Source organism: Pseudomonas sp. ACM7 (assembly GCF_004136015.1).
Lineage (GTDB): Bacteria > Pseudomonadota > Gammaproteobacteria > Pseudomonadales > Pseudomonadaceae > Aquipseudomonas > Aquipseudomonas frigoris.
The window spans coordinates 2,007,862-2,028,149 of the sequence record NZ_CP024866.1 but is presented as its reverse complement, the minus strand read 5'-3'; the positions used below and the strand labels follow the sequence as shown (position 1 = coordinate 2,028,149).

The window sequence follows — 20,288 nt, the reverse complement described above, 5'->3', positions numbered from 1 at the left end:
TTGGTGGGCGAACGAACTGTTCAAATAATCACCAATTGCCTTGCGCCTCTTCTGTCCCTTCTCTACAATTGCGCCCCTTGCTGTGACGGCAGGCACGCATGTGTCTATCGCAAGCAAGTCCATAAGTGTCATTCACTCCTTGTCTGACCGCTTTTGAGCGGCAGGCTACAACCCGTAAGGAGCATTCATGCGTCATTACGAAATCATCTTTTTGGTCCACCCGGATCAAAGCGAGCAAGTCGGCGGCATGGTAGAGCGTTACACCAAGCTGATCGAAGAAGACGGCGGCAAAATCCACCGTCTGGAAGATTGGGGCCGTCGTCAACTGGCCTACGCAATCAACAATGTTCACAAGGCTCACTACGTGATGCTGAACGTTGAGTGCACTGGCAAGGCCCTGGCCGAGCTGGAAGACAACTTCCGCTACAACGATGCAGTGATCCGTAACCTGGTCATCCGTCGCGAAGAAGCCGTTACCGGCCAATCCGAGATGCTCAAGGCTGAAGAAAACCGCAGTGAGCGCCGTGAGCGTCGCGACCGTCCTGAGCACGAAGGCGCTGAAAGCGTTGATAGTGATGACAGCGACAACAGCGATAACGCTGACGAGTAATCCACGGACCTTTTGAGGAGCCTATTACATGGCACGTTTCTTCCGTCGTCGTAAATTCTGCCGCTTCACCGCTGAAGACGTGAAAGAGATCGATTACAAAGATCTCAACACTCTGAAAGCTTATGTATCCGAGACCGGCAAAATCGTTCCAAGCCGCATCACCGGTACCAAAGCACGTTATCAGCGTCAGCTGGCCACCGCTATCAAGCGCGCCCGCTTCCTGGCCCTGCTGGCCTACACCGACAGCCACGGCCGCTGAGACCGGGCAGTCGACACGTAGCAAAGGATTGAAAGCATGCGTGCCATAGCTGAGTTCATCATGCGCGGCCGTATGCAGGCCACTCTGGTAGTGGCCGGATGCGCAACATTGCCGTTGTTGTATTGGTTGGGTGCTGCCGCGGGTTGCCTTGTGCTCCTGCGGCGCGGATTGAAGGACGCCCTCGGCGTTCTTGCTCTGGGATTGCTGCCGGCGTTGATCTGGTGGCTTTACTCCGATGACCCACGGGCACTTCTGGTGTTGCTGGGGTCTTGGAGCCTTGCGTTGGTTTTGCGCGCAAGCGAGTCCTGGAACCGCGTGCTGCTGGTCAGCATAGCGATGGGAGTGGTGTTTTCAGTGGTGCTGGGGACGGCTTTTGGTCCTCAAATCGAGATGCTGGCGCAGGCTTTGATAAAAGTCATGCCGTCGCTACTCGGTGATGTCTACCAGAAGTTGTCGGTAGACGAGCAAGCGCATTTTGCGTCCCTGATTGCACCGGTCCTGACCGGCCTGATTGCGGCCTTGTTGCAAATCGTCAGTGTGCTGAGCCTGCTTGTCGGGCGCTACTGGCAGGCGTTGTTGTACAACCCGGGTGGTTTTGGTCGCGAGTTTCGCGCCATCCGATTCCCGCTGGGGCTGGCGATGTTACTGCTGGCGTTCATGCTTCTGGGGCCGAATATCGGTCCGCAGATGGCCATGTTGACGCCGTTGTGCAGTGTACCGCTGGTGTTCGCCGGGCTGGCCCTGATTCACGGGCTGGTGGCGCAAAAGCGACTGGCCAGATTCTGGCTGGTGGGGTTGTACGTCACGCTGTTGCTGTTCATGCAGCTGATCTATCCGTTGCTGGTGGTCTTGGCCATCGTCGACAGCCTGATTGATTTTCGCGGTCGTTCGACGCCGAAAGACGTCGATAGCGCGAACGGTGAAGGTTAAAAGTTAAGAGGATTTTCACATGCAACTGATCCTTCTGGAAAAAGTCACCAACCTGGGCAACCTGGGTGACAAAGTGAACGTTAAGGCTGGTTACGGTCGTAACTACCTGCTGCCTTACGGCAAAGCTACCGCTGCGACCGCTGCCAACTTGGCTGCGTTCGAAGAGCGTCGCGCTGAGCTGGAAAAAGCCGCAGCAGATCGTAAAACTTCGGCTGAAAGCCGTGCCGCCCAACTGGCTGAGCTGGAAGTGACTATCACTGCCACCGCTGGCGACGAAGGCAAGCTGTTCGGTTCGATCGGTACTCACGACATCGCTGATGCACTGACCGCCTCTGGCGTTGAAGTTGCAAAAAGCGAAGTTCGTCTGCCGAACGGCACTATCCGCAACGTAGGCGAATTCGACGTAGCCGTGCATCTGCACGCCGAAGTTGAAGCCACCGTACGCGTTGTCGTGGTAGCAGCTTAAGCAGCACTTGTCGGCTGGCACCCTCGGGTGCTTGCCGGTAACATCGGGCACGATCCTGTTTACAGGTCGTGCCCTTTGTCTTTCTGTAACCCCTGCTTTTCATAAAATAACCAAGTGGCCATGAACGATATCTCCGCACCCGAGCAATACGATCTGCAAACCGCTGCCCTGAAGGTGCCGCCGCATTCCATCGAGGCCGAACAGGCCGTGCTCGGTGGTTTGATGCTGGACAACAACGCCTGGGAACGCGTGTTGGATCAGGTCTCGGACGGCGATTTCTATCGACATGACCACCGCCTGATCTTCCGCGCGATCGCCAAGCTCGCCGACCAGAACTCGCCGATCGACGTCGTGACCCTTGCCGAGCAATTGGACAAGGAAGGTCAGACCTCGCAAGTTGGCGGCCTCGGATACCTTGGCGAACTGGCAAAAAACACGCCGTCCGTCGCCAACATCAAGGCTTATGCCCAGATCGTCCGCGCACGGGCGACCTTGCGCCAACTGATCGGCATTGCCTCCGAGATTGCTGACAGCGCCTTCAACCCGGAAGGCCGCTCGGCTGAAGAGATTCTCGACGAAGCCGAACGGCAGATATTCCAGATCGCCGAGGCCCGGCCAAAAACCGGCGGCCCGGTGAGCGTGAATGACTTGTTGACCAAGGCCATCGACCGCATCGATACCTTGTTCAACACTGACAACGCCATTACCGGCCTGTCCACCGGTTATACCGATCTCGACGGTATGACCAGCGGCCTGCAACCGTCTGACCTGATCATCGTCGCCGGTCGTCCATCCATGGGTAAAACCACCTTTGCGATGAACCTGGTAGAAAACGCCGTGCTGCGCAGCGACAAATGCGTATTGGTTTACTCGCTGGAGATGCCAGGCGAATCGCTGATCATGCGTATGTTGTCGTCCCTCGGCCGGATCGATCAGACCAAGGTTCGTGCCGGTCGCCTGGAAGACGACGATTGGCCGCGCCTGACATCGGCGGTCAACTTGCTCAATGATCGCAAGCTGTTCATTGACGATACGGCCGGTATCAGCCCGTCGGAGATGCGCGCGCGGACTCGGCGTCTGGTGCGTGAGCACGGCGATGTCGCCCTGATCATGATCGACTACCTGCAATTGATGCAGATTCCAGGTTCTGGCGGTGACAACCGGACCAACGAGATTTCCGAGATCTCCCGTTCCTTGAAAGCCCTGGCCAAGGAATTCAACTGTCCGGTGGTGGCGTTGTCCCAGCTCAACCGCTCCCTGGAGCAACGCCCGAACAAACGCCCGATCAACTCCGACCTCCGGGAATCCGGAGCGATCGAGCAGGATGCCGACGTGATCATGTTCGTGTACCGGGACGAGGTGTATCACCCGGAAACCGAACACAAAGGCATCGCCGAGATCATCATCGGCAAGCAGCGGAACGGCCCGATCGGCACGTCACGACTGGCGTTCATCGGTAAGTACACCCGTTTCGAAAACCTGGCGCCGGGCAGCTACAACTTCGACGACGAGTAACGTCGAGGGTGTCGGCGGTTGATAGCTGTGTTTCAGGCGAACAGGTTTCTGATCGCTTGCTCGGTGTAGCCATAGTTCCAACGTAGCTCGTTGTCGACGGGAATGTCGTCGATGGCAAAGAATGCATACAGCAGGTATTTTTCCTTGCCCCCGCCTTGGGCTTGAACCTCCACATCAAACGGCACGGCTTCGACGTTGTAACCCGTTGTTGCCTGTCGTGCCGGCTTGCCCTGTTCGTACTCGAAGAGGGTATTCATTCGGGACAGCACATTGTCTCCGGACAACAGAACGGTAGGAGGCCTGGCGTGGGTGAACAGCTTCCCAGGCAGTACATCGATGAGGAACGGGTCCTTTCTGGCGACACCGACATAACCGGGTATCAATCCTCCACCATAGACCCCAAGAATCTCCCCTTTAACCAGCGGCTTTTTGCTGCTCACCATGTCTTGCCCAATCAAGGTCCTTTCCTCAGGCACCTTGCAGTCGGCGGCGGTGAATGTGCGTAGCGCCAGTTTTTCTTCGTACAGGTTGGCAACGCCTTCGAAGCCCTCCCATTGAATGTAAGGTTTGATTGCCGCGGCCCCGTAGCGGGTACCGCCATCAGCAGAATTGACCTGCTGCTGAATTTTTTTGATGCGTAACGGTTGCCCTTTCAGGTCCCTGAGGGGGTAGCGGCCGTTGTTGGCACGATCATAGTTACCGCGTGTGTTGGGGGTCTGTTGAAAGGATCTGATGCTGGACATGCGGTCGTGTTCGGCGGCAGTGAATGGCACAGGCATGACGTATTCGGTAGCGCTGTGATAGCTGCCGCTTGCCTCCTCCGGGATATCGAGGTGCCTTGACGAGTCAACGCCCGGCGTGCCGCCCGGTAACCCGCTATCGGTATCGATCTCCCAACCACCTCCAGCCTTTTGCCGCACGTAGGGCTTGTACGCTCGATAGGGGCTGCGTGCATCGATGACTTGCCAACCCGGTTTGGCGTATTGCACTTGGTAGTACAGGCGGTTTTCCAGCACGTAATACGTGTGCGTGCCACCTTGTAGGGGGCGCTGTTCATAAACGCCGTCTGCGCGCAGCGACAGGTTCGTCGGTGTTTCTTGCCGGGCGAAATGGGTGTCAAGGGGGAAGCCTGGGTTTGCGGGCTCGGTAGGCCATGACGCAACACCTTCCCGAATAGCCAGTGGTTGTTTGTGCAGACGCTCTATGACGCTGTTGATCGCGGTTTTTACACGGTCAGCCCAACTATTGGCCGCGGCAAAGCGCTCGGCTTCAGGCAGGGCCGCTTTGATCGAGATGTAGAGATCGGCCAGTCCACTAAGCGGATTTCCCGCAGCATCGTAAGCCCTGTACTGCGCTCCTTCTCGAACCAGAACTCTGCGATGAACGGCTGTGTCACTGCCGACGCTGCTCAGCAATGTGCCGTTGAGGGTGGCATCACGCATTTCGATGTGCACCGAGTCGGCCCAGTTGGGCAAGTGCCTGAGGTTCATGAGGATGAGTTGGTCGGTGTCAAGAGGGCGGGCGGAATCAAGATAAAGCCCCTCATAAGTACGTGCTGTTTCAACTTCTTTGGAATATTCGTCTGCTTCCGTTTCCATGAGAGGCAGCAACTGCCTTTCCCGCACGATTTGCTGTTTTTCCAGTGCACTGAGGCTGAGTGTCAGCTGCTGCAGATAGCTTTTTGGCAGCGTTGGATACTTCGTGCGAATGTGTTCGTCTATCGGGTTTTCCGGTTGATCGGTCAGCGCATAAATTTTTGGGAACAGCAGGTCTTTTGTTGCCGCAAGGTGGGTCTCAAGACACTGCGCCAGGCGCTCTGCGTTAGAGGCAGTGGATGGCACCAGCCCTTTGAATAGCTCACTGAGCTCTTCAGTTCTCAGCTTCTCGACAACAGCGTCTGTCAGTTCACCGTTTCTGAGTTGGGCGTAGGTCAATCTAAGTTCGGGCAGTGTTGCATTGGCGGAGTCACCAAAAGCAAAGAGCGTTTCAGTCCCATCGACGACGGTCAGGTGTCGAGTGGTTGGCCAGCCGCTCAGTGTGGTGAGCAGGTGCAGCAAGATGAACGGTGAGTAAGGGCCGGTTTTAGTGCCTTTGCTACGTTCTATCTTGAAATCTTTTATTTCCTGTCTCAAATCAAAGCGCTTCAATACATCGGTCAGCAGGGCCGGCGGACGTTGGGTGCTCAGATGAAGTTCAATGAGAGCCAATCTGTCTAATCCGCTGACCAGCAGAATGGGCTCGACGGCTTCTTGGCGGATATTGCGTGCGACAGTGCCAAGACGCCTGATCAGTTTCAACCCATCCCAAGTGCTTGGGTCCTCGTGCAGATGGCGCCATCCGGCGGCATCGTTTTGAAACATCTGTGGGGCATACCCGTTTGGGTCAGAAGGGTGTTGCAGCTCCCACTGCTGGGTGGCGGTGTCGACCTTTACTTCATAGAAATGGTCTTCCAGCGCTACATAGGTTTTTGCGTTGTGGTTATACAACCCTTGAGCGTTGGGGTGGATATTTTCAGGGAGTTGAAGTGCCTTCCGATAGGGCGTCAGATCGGGGTGCCAGAGTCGTTCGCTATTGTCGCGCAACCTGATTTTTACCAGGTTGGTGGCGATCCCGGTGGTTTTTATTGCGCCGGCCGTGATGATGCCCAGGGCAGCGGCGTCTGCGACATCCAGCAGATCATTCAGGGCTTCATCGGTATCGCCACGACTCCAGGCGGCAACGCCGTGATAGACCGAGTTGAGTAACTGCAAGGCTGTTACCGCCAACATCACTTCACCGATGATCGGTATGAAGGACGCGGCGAAAAATAACAGCGACTCTCCTGCTGCCTCGAGCTCCTGACGTTTTTTCAAGCTGCCGGCGGTGTTGGCATCTGCCGTGGGGACCGCCAGCACACGTGCGTCAGCTTTCAGGTGGGCAATGCGTTGCCTGAAGACCGTTTCATAGAAGTCACCGGCAATATTCACACGCACCAAGGGTTTGGCAAAAGACGGATTACTAGGGCGGTTTGCGCCTGACCACAAAGTGCCTGTGGTCAGCGGCGTTCCCTGGCGCTCAAACGGAATGAAGCGATTGAAGAATTTTCGGTAGGAGGGTGTGTCCAGTTTAATTGCCAGGGCTGTTTGAAGAGCGTTATACGAGTCATATCGTTTGATCGCGTCATCGGGATCATCGGGAATGTAAAGAACGTGTTTAATCTGAGGCCATTTATCCTGAAGTACCATGATGCCCGGAAGGGCTATGCCGTCCAGGGTCAGGTGTGAACAGATCAAGTCCTTGTGGCTGCCAGCGTGGCTCAGTTCGAGTAATAGTGCGTAAAGATCTGTGCTGATGGATTTCTTCATCAGGGCGATGTGGATCGCCGCCTCAAAGGTATTTTGGTCGTCGTTCCTGATCAGGGCTTTTATCTGGTTTGCCGAGCGAGTGGCGGTTGTTCCCGCAGTCGCAGAAGGTTCCAGTATTTCGCTGATGTGTCTCTGGTACTGCATGCCGATGTCCAACTCGCGACAAACCCCGGCGAAGTGCTCTGGGCTGACAGCGCTTTTTTTCTTTTCGTCGTACCCGGACAAATAGATGGCCGATCCTGCTTCAAAACCACCGCTCAGGGCTTCGGAAGGTTCGAAGTTCTGCAGAGCGGCGTCTACAAGCGTTTGTTCGGTGGTTTTATGGCGTGTTTTGATCAGCCCCAAGAGGTGGGAGTTCTTCCATTCGCGTAGCAGTGTGGATTTTTCAGCGTCCAGCGATCCCAGGTGTCCTGTGAGCTTTTCGCTCAACAAGGTTCGGGCAAAGTTCAAGGGGTTTTTCAGATCTTCGAAGACGGGGGCCAACGCCTGCCTGGCTGCATTGCTTTTTAGCAGGCAGGCGCGAAACGTTTTGCGCTGTTCAGGTGATCCCTCGACTAGCCAGCCAGGCAGCTTGCTCTGGATGAAGCTTGCATGAGCAGATAGGGGCGGCGGGGTAGGTGCGGGGACTGTAGTGAGTAAAGTCGAATCGTTCAAGGGAGCTCCGTGGCTCTGGATAAGCCAGTCTGGTAGTTGAAGCGCCAGACTACTCGCGGGTTTTTTTCTTGAAGAATATCTATGTAGTGACGTGTGTTCAGCGAAATGTGATGTATCGGTCAAGGGCAGACCTGATGGTAAAAGCCGACCGCTATTGTCGGAATTGGTTAATTTTTGTGCTATATTCCGCGCCCGCGATTTTTCATCTCAACACCGGTCATCGTCATGCAAACAGCCAAGCCGTTATTTGACTATCCCAAGTACTGGGCCGAATGTTTCGGTCCAGCGCCATTCCTGCCGATGAGCAGGGAGGAGATGGATCAGCTTGGCTGGGATTCATGCGACATCATCATCGTCACCGGTGATGCGTACGTTGACCATCCGTCGTTCGGCATGGCAATCATTGGCCGGCTGCTGGAGTCGCAAGGCTTCCGCGTCGGGATCATTGCCCAGCCGAACTGGCAGTCCAAAGACGACTTCATGAAACTCGGCGAGCCGAACCTGTTCTTCGGTGTCGCGGCCGGCAACATGGACTCGATGATCAACCGCTACACCGCCGACAAGAAAATCCGCTCCGATGACGCCTACACCCCCGGTGGCCTGGCGGGCAAACGTCCGGACCGCGCAAGCCTGGTTTACAGCCAGCGTTGCAAGGAAGCCTACAAGAACGTTCCGATCGTTCTCGGTGGCATCGAGGCTTCCCTGCGCCGCATCGCGCACTACGATTACTGGCAGGACCGGGTGCGCAACTCGATCCTGATCGACGCCTGCGCCGACATCCTGCTCTACGGCAACGCCGAGCGTGCGATCGTCGAAGTCGCCCAGCGTCTGTCCTACGGTCACAAGATTGAAGACATCACCGACGTGCGCGGCACCGCGTTCATCCGTCGCGACACGCCGAAAGACTGGTATGAAGTCGATTCCACGCGCATCGACCGTCCGGGCAAGATCGACAAGATCATCAACCCGTACGTGAACACCCAGGACACCCAAGCCTGCGCTATCGAGCAGGAAAAGGGTCCAGAGGAAGATCCGAGCGAAGCCAAGGTCGTGCAAATCCTGGCGAGCCCGAAGATGACTCGCGACAAGACCGTGATTCGTCTGCCTTCGGTTGAGAAAGTCCGCGGTGACGCGGTTCTTTATGCTCACGCCAACCGCGTGCTGCACCTGGAAACCAACCCGGGCAACGCCCGTGCACTGGTTCAGAAGCACGGCGAAGTCGATGTCTGGTTCAACCCGCCTCCGATTCCGATGACCACCGAAGAAATGGACTACGTGTTCGGCATGCCCTATGCGCGCATTCCGCACCCGGCGTACGGCAAGGAAAAGATCCCTGCCTACGACATGATCCGCTTCTCGGTGAACATCATGCGTGGCTGCTTCGGCGGCTGCACCTTCTGCTCGATCACCGAGCACGAAGGCCGGATCATCCAGAACCGTTCCGAAGAGTCGATCATTCGCGAAATCGAAGAGATCCGCGACAAGGTCCCTGGCTTCACCGGCGTCATTTCCGACCTCGGCGGCCCGACCGCGAACATGTACCGCATCGCCTGCAAGACCCCGGAAATCGAATCCGCGTGCCGCAAGCCGTCGTGCGTGTTCCCGGGCATTTGCCCGAACCTGAACACCGATCACTCGTCGCTGATTCAGCTGTACCGCAGTGCCCGTGCCTTGCCGGGTGTGAAGAAGATCCTGATCGCTTCCGGTCTGCGCTACGACCTCGCGGTCGAATCGCCGGAGTACGTCAAAGAGCTGGTGACCCACCACGTCGGTGGTTACCTGAAGATCGCCCCGGAACACACCGAGGAAGGTCCGCTCAACCAGATGATGAAACCGGGCATCGGCAGCTATGACAAGTTCAAGCGCATGTTCGAGAAGTACTCCAAGGAAGCCGGGAAAGAGCAGTACCTGATTCCGTACTTCATCGCCGCTCACCCGGGCACCACCGACGAAGACATGATGAACCTGGCCCTGTGGCTCAAGGGCAACGGCTTCCGTGCCGACCAGGTGCAAGCGTTCTACCCGTCGCCGATGGCCACCGCCACCGCGATGTACCACTCGGGCAAGAACCCGCTGCGCAAAGTCACTTACAAGAGTGACGCCGTGACCATCGTCAAGAGCGAAGAGCAGCGTCGTCTGCACAAGGCCTTCTTGCGTTATCACGACCCGAAAGGCTGGCCGATGCTGCGTGAAGCGCTGACCCGCATGGGCCGCGCCGACCTGATCGGGCCGGGCAAGAACCAGTTGATCCCGCTGCATCAGCCAGCGACCGACAGCTACCAGAGCGCCCGTCGCAAGAACTCGACACCGGCCGGCAGCCATAAAGTGGCAGGGGAAAAGACCACCAAGATCCTGACCCAGCACACTGGCTTGCCACCGCGCGCCAGCGATGGCGGCAACCCGTGGGACAAGCGTGAACAGGCCAAGGCTGCGGCATTCGCCCGCAACCAGCAGGCGGCCAAAGAGCGCAAGGACGCGGCCAAAGGCAAGGGCCCCAAGCCTGCGCGTAAGCCGGTTGTACCGCGCTAAACCTCGCTAGCTCTGAACAGAACGCCAACCTTCGGGTTGGCGTTTTGCGTTTCTGCGCCACGGAAAACCGGGGCGCTGGGTCGGAAGCTGTGTTGGGGCAACCGGCCTCTTCGCGGGCAAGCCCGCTCCCACAGGGATCTGCTGTGAACACAGAACCGGAGACAACCTCGAACACTGTGGGAGCGGGCTTGCCCGCGAAGAGGCCGGTGTTGGTGGCGACTATGCAGCTGAACGCCACAAATCCGTGCAATCGATGCAAACCAAATTCCCGCATCGCCCGATTTTGGTGCTGTACTGCCTCAAGCAACCGGAGAAAGCGCCAGCGCTGCGCGATGGCATAAGTCTTGCGCGCTTTCCAATACGCTTAAGGCTCGCAGGAGGCACGCCGTGTCGATTCATGTCGCATTGCACCACGTCACGCATTACCGCTACGACCGCGCCGTCGAGCTCGGTCCGCAGATCGTTCGCCTGCGCCCGGCCGCCCACAGTCGCACGCGGATACTGTCCTACGCGCTGAAAGTGTCGCCCGAGCAGCACTTCATCAACTGGCAGCAAGACCCCCAGGGCAATTACCTGGCGCGGTTGGTGTTCCCGGAGAAAACCGATGAGCTGCGGATCGAAGTCGATCTGCTGGCAGAGATGGCGGTCTTCAATCCGTTTGACTTCTTCCTTGAGCCCTACGCCGAAAAGATCCCGTTCGCCTACGCCGCGGATGAGCGCAAGGAACTGGCGCCGTACCTGGAAACCTTGCCCCTGACGCCGAAGTTCAAGGCGTACCTGGATGGCATCGACCGCACGCCACTGCCTAGCGTTGATTTCCTCGTCGCACTCAATCAGCGCCTGAGTGAAGACATTGGCTACCTGATTCGCATGGAGCCGGGCGTGCAAACGCCCGAACATACCCTCGAACATGCCTCCGGTTCCTGCCGCGACTCCGCGTGGTTGCTGGTGCAACTGTTGCGCAACCTCGGTCTGGCGGCGCGTTTCGTCTCCGGCTACCTGATTCAACTGACCGCCGACGTCAAAAGCCTCGACGGCCCGTCGGGCACTGACGTGGACTTCACCGACCTGCACGCCTGGTGTGAGGTTTATTTGCCCGGTGCAGGCTGGATCGGCCTGGACGCGACGTCAGGGCTGTTTGCCGGTGAAGGACACATTCCGTTGGCCTGTAGCCCCGATCCGGGCTCTGCGGCACCGATCAGTGGCTTGGTTGAACCGTGCGAGTGCGAATTCACCCATGAAATGTCCGTGGAGCGGATTTGGGAAGCGCCACGGGTAACGAAGCCCTACACCGAAGACCAATGGCTGGCGATCCAGGCGTTGGGTCGGCAGATTGATGCCGACCTGCTGGAGGGTGATGTACGCCTGACCATGGGCGGCGAACCGACGTTTGTTTCCATCGATGACCCGGACGGGGCCGAATGGAACACGGCGGCACTTGGGCCAGACAAGCGGCGTCTGTCCGCCGAACTGTTCCAGCGCATGCGCAAGCACTACGCGCCCCAAGGCCTGGTGCATTTCGGTCAGGGCAAGTGGTACCCCGGCGAGCAATTACCGCGCTGGTCGCTGAACTGCTACTGGCGTCGCGACGATGTACCGATCTGGCACAACAGCGCGTTGATTGCCGATGAGCAGCAAGACTACGGTGCCAATGGCGAGTTGGCCGGACGCTTTCTGGCGAGTGTCGCCGAACGCCTGAAAATCCCCACACGGTTTGTGTTCCCGGCCTACGAAGACAATTTCTATTACCTCTGGCGCGAAGGCACTTTGCCGCAGAACGTCAGCGCCGAAGACTCGCGTCTTGAAGAGCCTCTGGAGCGTGCACGCCTGCGCAAAGTCTTCAGCCAGGGGCTGGACAAAGTCATCGGCCAGGTCCTGCCGCTGGCACGCACCGCCAAGGGTGATCAATGGCAGAGCGGCCGCTGGTATCTGCGCGATGAGCATTGCCGACTGGTGCCGGGGGATTCGCCGCTGGGCTATCGCTTGCCGCTGGGCTCGCAGCCTTGGGTGAAAGCGGCGGAGTACCCGTTCATTCACCCTGTGGACCCGAATCAGGATTTCCCAGCACTGCCCGACACTGCACAACTTCAGAGCCAAGGCGAGCCTGCGGTTGCTGATGAACGCACGCCAAAGATCGACGAATCCGCCGACTGGCTGACCCGCACGGCGTTCTGCGCCGAAGCGCGAGAAGGACGGTTGTATCTGTTCATGCCGCCGCTGGAACGGGTCGAGGATTATCTGGAACTGGTCAGCGTCATCGAAGCGACCGCCGAGGAACTGCATTGCCCGGTGTTGCTGGAAGGCTATGAACCGCCCAGCGATCCGCGGCTGAGTAACTTCCGCATCACGCCCGACCCGGGTGTGATCGAGGTCAACGTGCAGCCTTCTGCCACGTGGGATGAGTTGGTCGAGCGCACCGAATTTCTTTACGAAGAGGCACGCCAGACCCGACTGACCACCGAGAAATTCATGATCGATGGCCGGCACACCGGCACCGGCGGCGGTAACCATTTCGTACTGGGCGGCGCGACGCCGGCTGACTCACCGTTTCTACGCCGCCCCGATCTGCTGCGCAGCCTGATCAGCTACTGGCATAACCACCCGTCCTTGTCCTACCTGTTTTCCGGATTATTCATCGGCCCGACGTCTCAGGCGCCACGGGTTGATGAAGCGCGCAACGATGCCTTGTATGAACTGGAAATCGCCTTTGCCCAGATGCCTGAGCTGGGTGAGGAGTGCGCACCGTGGCTGGTGGATCGGCTGCTGCGCAACCTGCTGATCGACGTGACCGGCAACACTCACCGTGCCGAATTTTGCATCGACAAACTGTATTCCCCGGACGGTGCTACCGGTCGCCTTGGATTGCTTGAGCTGCGAGCCTTCGAAATGCCGCCCCATGCGCGCATGAGCCTGGCTCAGCAATTGTTGTTGCGGGCGTTGGTGGCTCGGTTCTGGCGCGAGCCTTATGCGCCGCCGAAACTGGCACGCTGGGGCACTGAGCTGCACGATCGGTTTTTGTTGCCGCACTTTATCGAGCAAGACTTCGCCGACGTCATCGTCGACCTTAATGCCGCCGGTTATCCCGTACGTGCGGAGTGGTTCGCGGCGCATCTGGAATTCCGTTTTCCCAAGGTCGGCGATTACGCGGTGAGCGGGATCGAGCTGGAAGTGCGTCAGGCGCTGGAGCCCTGGCATGTGCTGGGCGAGGAGGGCGCAGTCGGCGGCACGGTGCGTTATGTGGATTCGTCGCTGGAACGCTTACAGGTCAAACTTACGGGCTTGCCGCCGCAGCGTTATCTTCTGACATGCAACGGCATCCCGGTGCCATTGCAACCCACCGGGCGGGTCGGCGAGTTTGTCGCTGGCGTGCGCTTCCGCGCCTGGCAACCGGCCAACTGCCTGCAACCGACTATCCCGGTCCACGCGCCGTTGGTGTTCGACCTGCTCGACACCTGGATGCAGCGCTCGCTAGGTGGCTGTCAGTACCACGTCGCCCACCCGGGCGGGCGCAACTACGACAGCTTGCCGGTGAACGCCAATGAGGCAGAGAGCCGGCGAATGGCGCGTTTCTTCCGCATCGGACATACGCCGGGGAAACTTCCTATACCCAATATGGAAATTAACGACGAGCTGCCGATGACTCTCGATTTACGACGTTTCTAAACCGTACGCGACGCTCGGATTTTTCGTATATCCGGGCGTCATGAGCCTGCGTTAGTCTGACCGTTCTTTGCTGTCTGCCGAGCTTTCCATGCCTGACCTGCTTGACCGCTACCCGCTGACGGCGGGCACTTATCACGAACTGCTCGACGACAGCGGCGCGGTGCGCCCGCACTGGCGTCGGTTGTTCGACCAACTGCAACGCAGCACACCAACGCAATTGGTGCAGCGTCAGGCGCTGCTGACCCGGCAGATCCAGGAAAACGGCGTGACTTACAACGTCTACGCTGACCCCAAGGGTGCCGATCGGCCGTGGGAACTCGATCTGCTACCGCATGTGATTGCTGCTGATGAATGGCAGCAGTTATCGGCCGGTATCGCCCAACGGGCACGCTTGCTCAATGCTGTGCTCGCAGATTTGTACGGCCCGCAACGCTTGATCGCCGAGGGCTTGCTGCCTGCTGAGCTGGTCTTCGGCCACAACAACTTCCTCTGGCCCTGTCAGGGCATCACGCCGCCCGACGGGGCTTTTCTGCACCTGTACGCCGTGGATCTGGCGCGTACACCCGACGGTCGCTGGTGGGTCACGGCGGACCGGACGCAAGCACCATCCGGTGCCGGTTATGCGCTGGAAAACCGCACCATCGTGTCCCGGGCCTTTCCCGAGTTGTACCGCGATTTGAAAGTGCAGCACCTGGCCGGATTCTTCCGCACGCTTCAGGAAACCCTGGCCCGTCAGGCGCCGAGTGATGACGAAGCGCCGCTGATCGTGCTGCTGACACCGGGACGTTTCAACGAAAGCTATTTCGAACATCTGTATCTGGCGCGTCAGCTCGGTTATCCACTGGTAGAGGGCGGCGACCTGACCGTCCGGGATGCCACGGTCTACCTGAAAACCTTGAGCGGACTGCGCCGGGTTCACGCGATCATGCGGCGGCTCGACGATGACTTCTGCGATCCGCTTGAGCTGCGCACCGACTCGGCCCTTGGCGTGCCGGGATTGCTGGAAGCGGTACGCCAAGGGCAAGTGCTGGTGGCCAATGCCCTCGGCAGCGGTGTGCTGGAGTCGCCGGGATTGTTGGGTTTCCTGCCGAAGATCAATCAATTCCTGTTCGGCGAAGAACTGATTCTGCCCTCCATCGCGACCTGGTGGTGCGGTGAAGCACCGGTGCTGGCTCAGGCCCTGGAAAAATTGCCGGAGTTGTTGATCAAACCGGCTTTCCCGTCACAGAGCTTCACGCCAGTATTTGGGCGCGATTTGAGTGAAGAACAGCGCCAGGAGCTGGCTGAGCGCATGCAGGCCAGGCCTTACGCCTATGTGGCGCAAGAATTGGCTCAACTTTCTCAAGCCCCGATCTGGCAGGATAAAGAGGGTCATCTGCAACCCCGGGCTATTGGCATGCGCGTGTACGCAGTGGCCAGCCGTGAGGGCTATCGGGTTTTGCCCGGCGGTCTTACCCGGGTTGCCGCCGAGGCTGACGCCGAAGTGGTGTCGATGCAGCGCGGTGGCGCGAGCAAAGACACCTGGGTGTTGGGCGATCGCCCGCCGAGTGGTGAGCAATGGAAAACCCAGCGTACGATCGGTGTGCACGACCTGGTGCGACGGGATCCGTATCTGCCGTCGCGGGTGGTGGAAAACCTGTTCTGGTTCGGGCGTTACTGCGAGCGCTGTGATGACAGCGCGCGGCTGCTGCGAATCATGCTGGCTCGGTATGTCGATGGCGATGACCCGCAAGCCCTGGAGGCGGCGGTCGATCTGGGCGAACGATTGATGTTGTTGCCCGATGAAGGCGAGTTGCCGGAGCGTTTGCTGGCGGCATTGCTCGGCGATGACTGGTCGTTCAGTCTGCGCTCCAACCTGCAACGTTTGCAGTGGGCGGCCTCGCAGGTGCGCGGCAAGCTCTCGCGGGAAAACTGGCAGGCGCTGGTGGAGCTGCAGCGCGAAGCCATGGAGCTGGAAGCCGAAGAGCCGGATTTCGGCGAATTGCTGGATTTCCTCAACCGTTTGGTGATGTCCCTGGCGGCGTTATCCGGTTTCGCCCTCGACGACATGACCCGGGACGAAGGCTGGCGCTTCCTGATGATCGGCCGCCGGATCGAACGTCTGCAGTTTCTCAGCGCCAGCCTGGCGGCGTTTCTGCGCGGTGCCGGTGCATTCGATCAGGCCGGACTGGAGTGGCTGCTGGAGCTGGGCAACAGCAGCATCACTTACCGTTCGCGGTATCTGGCGGTGGCGCAACTGATCCCGGTGCTTGACCTGTTGCTGCTCGACGAGCAGAACCCCCACGCCGTGCTGTTTCAGTTGAAACTGGTGACTCGAACCTTGAAACGCTTGAATGACGACTTCGGTGTGCCTCGCGAAGCGGGCTTGCCGCAGTTGGTGGAACGCTTGGCACAGTTCGATCTGGGATGCCTGGAGAACTCGCTGTTCGGCGAAGCCAGCGTTCGGGCAGCCATTGAGGGGCTAGCCGACCTGTTGCAAGAAATCGCCGACGCCAGTGGGCAAGTGTCGGATCGTCTGGCCTTGCGCCATTTCGCCCACGTCGATGACGTCAGCCAGCGCACGGTGTCCGTCTGATGAGCGCCCATTACCAGATTCTCCACGACACCCATTACCACTACGACAGCCCGGTCTCTCTGGCTCAGCAGCTCGCGCACCTATGGCCGCGGGCGTGTGCCTGGCAGCGTTGCACCGAGCAGCAACTGCAGATCAGTCCCGACCCGACTACGCGCCGCGATGAACTGGATGTGTTCGGCAATCCGCTGACCCGGTTGGCGTTCGAGCGGCCGCACGATGAATTGCTGGTCAACGCCCGGCTCACCGTCGAAGTGCTGGCCCGGCCTGCGCTGGATTTCAATCAATCCCCTGCGTGGGAAGAAACCCGCAATGCGCTGACCTACAGCAGTCTGCCGCTTTCCCCCGAATTGCTGGAAGCGTGTCGTTACCGGTTCGAATCACCCTACGTGCATTTGAAGCGCAACTTCGTCGAGTTTTCCGAAAGCTGTTTCCCACCGGGTCGGCCGCTGCTGTTGGGTGTTCAGGCGCTGATGGAGAAGATTTTCAGCGAATTCACCTTCGACGCTGAAGCGACCCAAGTGGCGACACCGCTGGTGGAAGTCCTGGAGCGCCGGCGCGGTGTTTGTCAGGACTTCGCTCACCTGATGCTCGCCTGCGTACGCTCCCGTGGGTTGGCGGCGCGGTACATCAGTGGCTACCTGCTGACCCAGCCACCACCGGGCCAGCCGCGACTGATCGGCGCCGATGCGTCACATGCCTGGGTTTCAGTGTTTTGCCCGGTGCTCGGTTGGGTGGATTTCGACCCGACCAACAACGTGCAGCCGGCGCTGGAACACATCACCTTGGCCTGGGGCCGGGATTTCTCCGATGTCTCACCGTTGCGTGGGGTGATTCTGGGTGGCGGCAACCATGACCCCGAAGTCCGTGTCACCGTAATGCCGCTGGACTAACGCAGATCCCCTGTGGGAGATTCTATGTTGAATGACACACCGCTTTCGCGAGCAAGCCCGCTCCCACAGTGGAGATGTGTAAATAGTTTCTAGATGGGGGTATTTCAGAGGGGACTGTGAGGGTCAGCAAAGTGACTGCTGACCCTGGACACAGATCCGGTGGGCCTGATCAGATCATCGGGCCCTGAGGGTGTCAGGCGTCGGGCGCCTGATCTTTCGGTGCTTCAACATCATCTTCTGCGGCCACTTCACCTTCTGCATCCGGGTTCAGTGCGGCGGCTTCTTCTTCAGCTGTAGCTTTCTTGCGCTGAAGCTTTTCCTCTTTCTTCTGCTCCTTGGCCAAGTCTCTCTGACGTTTGGCGAAGGAATAATTGGGTTTAGCCATGGGCGATCCTCTGGGGTCGAAGGTGAGGTTGAGCGGCGCGTATTCTGCCCTGTATCGATGCCCAGCCGTTAGCTGGGTTTTTGCTCGGCCCATTTTGGCAGTACCGAGGGTTGCCAGGCGTCCAGTGCATCGAGCAAGGTCTGCGGCGATTCGCTCACTTGCAGCATGTCACGGTGCGGTTCACGAACGAAGCCTTCGCCGACGATATGATCGAGAAAAGACGTCAATTTGCTGTAGAAGCCGTTCACTTCCAGCAGCCCCAGCGGTTTGCCGTGGTAGCCGAGCTGGCCCCAGGTCCAGACTTCGAACAGTTCTTCCAGTGTGCCCAGGCCGCCGGGCAGGGCGATAAAGGCGTCACTGAGCTCGGCCATCCGCGCCTTGCGCGCATGCATGCCGTCGACCACTTCCAGGCGAGTCAGGCCGCTGTGACCGATTTCCTTGTCTTTGAGGCTTTGCGGGATGATCCCGATCACTTCACCGCCGGCCGCCAGCGCAGCATCGGCGACGATGCCCATCAGCCCGACGGCACCGCCGCCATAGACCAGAGTCAGCTTACGCTCGGCCAATGCTCGCCCCAAGGCGACAGCCGCTTCACGATAAGCCGGGTTGGTGCCAGTGCTGGCACCGCAAAATACACAAACGGACGCTAAAGACATGCCTTACTCCATGGTCAGGATGACCACAGAGTAAAGGCAGGCACGCTGCGTTCCAAGGTCTACACTTCGCGTTCAGGTGTTTCACAGGTTCCGCTGGCGCCACAGGCGTAGGCGGCGAGCAAGCGGCGCAACAGGCTGTTAAGGGACATGACTGACGCTCCAGATGGGTGAGGACGACCTGATGATAGGGCCGCCCCAGACGTCTGGCTGGTAGATTGTTTCGATAGGTGTCATAGCCCGAAAGTTGTATACAATTTTTGATTCAGGTCATAGGAACTTGCGAAGTTTTCAGGCAGTCTTCTGTCCATTCGCACTTTTGTTAACCCTGCCTTGGAGATTCACCATGTTTGCCAAACTTGTTGCGGTATCCCTGCTGACACTGGCCAGCAGCCAATTGATGGCTGCTGAATGCAAGGTCACTGTCGATTCGACTGATCAAATGTCCTTCGATACCAAGGAAATCAGCATCGACAAGAGCTGTAAGACGTTCACCGTGGAGCTGAAACACTCCGGCAACCTGCCGAAAAACGTCATGGGTCATAACTGGGTGCTGAGTAAAGAGGCTGATATGCAGCCGATCGCCACTGCGGGCCTGGCCGCAGGCATCGAGAAGAACTACCTGCCGGAAGGTGACGCGCGCATCATCGCCCACACCAAAATCATCGGCGCCAAGGAAACCGACTCGGTGACCTTCGACGTATCGAAGCTCGATGCTGCCGAGAAGTACGGTTTCTTCTGCTCGTTCCCTGGCCACATCTCGATGATGAAAGGCACTGTTGTCCTGAAGTAATAGAATCGTTCTCATAAAAAAAGCGTCCGCTCGGGACGCTTTTTTTTGCTCATTTTTGGACCAGCCAGAATCCTTGTAGGAGCTGTCGAGTGAAACGAGGCTGCGATCTTTTGATCTTGCTTTTAAGATCACAATCAAAAGATCGCAGCCTCGTTTCACTCGACAGCTCCTACAAGTTTCTACAGGGGCAGAGTCAAGGCGCGAACGGCATCACTCGCTTGTGATGGGTCTTTTTATACGTGTCACAAATGATCTTGAACGCTTCCCCACGCACCGGTTCGCCATGCAGGAACGCGTCGATCTCGGCATAGGTCACGCCGTGGGACGCTTCGTCCGGTTTGCCGGGCGACAGGTCTTCAAGGTCGGCCGTCGGGATTTTTTCCACCAGCGACTCCGGCGCGCCGAAGCTGCGGGCGATGTCCCGGACCTGGTTTTTCACCAGGCCGCTCAGTGGCGCCAGGTCGCACGCGCCATCACCGAACTTGGTGAAGAAACCCATCACCGCTTCCGCCGCGTGGTCAGTGCCGATCACCAGGCCGTGGGCCGCGCCGGCGATGGTGTATTGGGCGACCATGCGCATCCGCGCCTTGGTGTTGCCGAGTACGAAATCCACCGAGACTGCATGCTTGCCTTCAAAGGCCGCTACTTCACTGGCCAGGGCTTTGACCGCCGGGCCGATGTTTACGGTGTGGCGCTCGTCTGGGGCGATGAAATCCACCGAGGCCTGGGCGTCGTGTTCGTCGAACTGGGTTTCGTACGGCAGGCGCACAGCGATGAACTTGTAGCTGTTGTCGCCTGTGCGGGTGCGCAGTTCGCGCATGGCACGCTGGGCCAACAGGCCGGCAGTCAGGGAATCGACGCCGCCGCTGATGCCGAGAACCAAGGTCTTGAGCCCGGTATTGACCAGGCAATCCTGGATGAAGGTAATCCGCCGGGCGACTTCAGCCTCGAGGGCGGCCTGGTCGGCGAACGGCGGCTGGACCTTGAGCTGTTCAGCAATCTCACGCTGTTCGGCTTGCATG

At 58.6% G+C, this 20,288-nt stretch carries 14 protein-coding genes; 10 read left to right on the top strand and 4 right to left on the bottom strand.

The window, feature by feature from the left end; translation table 11 throughout:
* Positions 1-187: 187 nt before the first annotated feature.
* The 5 genes from rpsF (at position 188) to dnaB (ending at position 3,780) form a co-directional block, all read left to right on the top strand.
* The gene (gene rpsF / locus CUN63_RS09590) at positions 188-610 is read left to right on the top strand and encodes a 30S ribosomal protein S6 (RefSeq protein ID WP_054595362.1); all 423 of its coding nucleotides are present in this window, start codon (positions 188-190) and stop codon (positions 608-610) included.
* A gap of 28 nt (positions 611-638) precedes the next feature.
* On the top strand, positions 639-869 hold the full coding sequence (gene rpsR / locus CUN63_RS09585) for a 30S ribosomal protein S18 (RefSeq protein WP_002551829.1): 231 nt from the start codon (positions 639-641) through the stop codon (positions 867-869).
* Positions 870-905: 36 nt separating this feature from the next.
* Complete coding sequence (locus tag CUN63_RS09580; RefSeq protein WP_056746335.1) at positions 906-1,799, top strand: hypothetical protein; 894 nt, start codon at positions 906-908, stop codon at positions 1,797-1,799.
* Positions 1,800-1,818: 19 nt separating this feature from the next.
* On the top strand, positions 1,819-2,265 hold the full coding sequence (rplI, locus tag CUN63_RS09575; protein WP_003197251.1) for a 50S ribosomal protein L9: 447 nt from the start codon (positions 1,819-1,821) through the stop codon (positions 2,263-2,265).
* Positions 2,266-2,385: 120 nt separating this feature from the next.
* On the top strand, positions 2,386-3,780 hold the full coding sequence (gene dnaB, locus CUN63_RS09570) for a replicative DNA helicase (protein ID WP_095127719.1): 1,395 nt from the start codon (positions 2,386-2,388) through the stop codon (positions 3,778-3,780).
* 32 nt (positions 3,781-3,812) lie between these two features.
* Here dnaB and CUN63_RS09565 read toward each other — a convergent pair whose 3' ends face one another.
* Entirely contained in the window at positions 3,813-7,778 is a 3,966-nt protein-coding gene (locus CUN63_RS09565; protein WP_129438958.1) for a dermonecrotic toxin domain-containing protein, read from the bottom strand.
* Positions 7,779-8,003: 225 nt separating this feature from the next.
* Between CUN63_RS09565 and CUN63_RS09560 the strand changes: the two genes are divergently transcribed.
* The 4 genes from CUN63_RS09560 (at position 8,004) to CUN63_RS09545 (ending at position 17,435) form a co-directional block, all read left to right on the top strand.
* Positions 8,004-10,307, top strand: coding sequence for a YgiQ family radical SAM protein (locus tag CUN63_RS09560; RefSeq protein WP_129438956.1), 2,304 nt, complete (start codon positions 8,004-8,006; stop codon positions 10,305-10,307).
* Positions 10,308-10,694: 387 nt separating this feature from the next.
* On the top strand, positions 10,695-13,970 hold the full coding sequence (locus CUN63_RS09555) for a DUF2126 domain-containing protein (protein ID WP_129438954.1): 3,276 nt from the start codon (positions 10,695-10,697) through the stop codon (positions 13,968-13,970).
* An 88-nt stretch (positions 13,971-14,058) separates the two neighbouring features.
* On the top strand, positions 14,059-16,545 hold the full coding sequence (locus CUN63_RS09550; protein ID WP_129438952.1) for a circularly permuted type 2 ATP-grasp protein: 2,487 nt from the start codon (positions 14,059-14,061) through the stop codon (positions 16,543-16,545).
* Positions 16,545-17,435, top strand: coding sequence for a transglutaminase family protein (locus CUN63_RS09545; protein WP_129438950.1), 891 nt, complete (start codon positions 16,545-16,547; stop codon positions 17,433-17,435). The genes CUN63_RS09550 and CUN63_RS09545 overlap by 1 nt, the downstream gene beginning before the upstream one ends.
* A 193-nt stretch (positions 17,436-17,628) precedes the next feature.
* Here CUN63_RS09545 and CUN63_RS09540 read toward each other — a convergent pair whose 3' ends face one another.
* Positions 17,629-17,820, bottom strand: coding sequence for a hypothetical protein (locus CUN63_RS09540; RefSeq protein WP_018928487.1), 192 nt, complete (start codon positions 17,818-17,820; stop codon positions 17,629-17,631).
* A gap of 68 nt (positions 17,821-17,888) precedes the next feature.
* Positions 17,889-18,476 carry a TIGR00730 family Rossman fold protein gene (locus tag CUN63_RS09535; RefSeq protein WP_046044816.1) on the bottom strand — a complete coding sequence of 196 codons (588 nt, stop codon included), beginning with the start codon at positions 18,474-18,476 and terminating at the stop codon, positions 17,889-17,891.
* 343 nt (positions 18,477-18,819) lie between these two features.
* Between CUN63_RS09535 and azu the strand changes: the two genes are divergently transcribed.
* Positions 18,820-19,266, top strand: coding sequence for an azurin (gene azu, locus CUN63_RS09530; RefSeq protein ID WP_046054918.1), 447 nt, complete (start codon positions 18,820-18,822; stop codon positions 19,264-19,266).
* Positions 19,267-19,459: 193 nt separating this feature from the next.
* Here azu and nadE read toward each other — a convergent pair whose 3' ends face one another.
* The gene (nadE, locus tag CUN63_RS09525) at positions 19,460-20,287 is read right to left on the bottom strand and encodes an ammonia-dependent NAD(+) synthetase (protein ID WP_129438948.1); all 828 of its coding nucleotides are present in this window, start codon (positions 20,285-20,287) and stop codon (positions 19,460-19,462) included.
* Between the last annotated feature and the right edge of the window lies 1 nt (position 20,288).

Excerpts from the sequence above, each read along its gene's own strand:
- nadE (WP_129438948.1), bottom strand. The coding sequence starts at position 20,287 with ATGCAAGCCGAACAGCGTGAGATTGCTGAACAGCTCAAGGTCCAGCCG.
- CUN63_RS09535 (WP_046044816.1), bottom strand. The coding sequence starts at position 18,476 with ATGTCTTTAGCGTCCGTTTGTGTATTTTGCGGTGCCAGCACTGGCACC.
- CUN63_RS09560 (WP_129438956.1), top strand. The coding sequence starts at position 8,004 with ATGCAAACAGCCAAGCCGTTATTTGACTATCCCAAGTACTGGGCCGAA.
- CUN63_RS09545 (WP_129438950.1), top strand. The coding sequence starts at position 16,545 with ATGAGCGCCCATTACCAGATTCTCCACGACACCCATTACCACTACGAC.
- CUN63_RS09580 (WP_056746335.1), top strand. The coding sequence starts at position 906 with ATGCGTGCCATAGCTGAGTTCATCATGCGCGGCCGTATGCAGGCCACT.
- rplI (WP_003197251.1), top strand. The coding sequence starts at position 1,819 with ATGCAACTGATCCTTCTGGAAAAAGTCACCAACCTGGGCAACCTGGGT.
- rpsR (WP_002551829.1), top strand. The coding sequence starts at position 639 with ATGGCACGTTTCTTCCGTCGTCGTAAATTCTGCCGCTTCACCGCTGAA.
- CUN63_RS09550 (WP_129438952.1), top strand. The coding sequence starts at position 14,059 with ATGCCTGACCTGCTTGACCGCTACCCGCTGACGGCGGGCACTTATCAC.
- azu (WP_046054918.1), top strand. The coding sequence starts at position 18,820 with ATGTTTGCCAAACTTGTTGCGGTATCCCTGCTGACACTGGCCAGCAGC.
- CUN63_RS09540 (WP_018928487.1), bottom strand. The coding sequence starts at position 17,820 with ATGGCTAAACCCAATTATTCCTTCGCCAAACGTCAGAGAGACTTGGCC.
- rpsF (WP_054595362.1), top strand. The coding sequence starts at position 188 with ATGCGTCATTACGAAATCATCTTTTTGGTCCACCCGGATCAAAGCGAG.
- dnaB (WP_095127719.1), top strand. The coding sequence starts at position 2,386 with ATGAACGATATCTCCGCACCCGAGCAATACGATCTGCAAACCGCTGCC.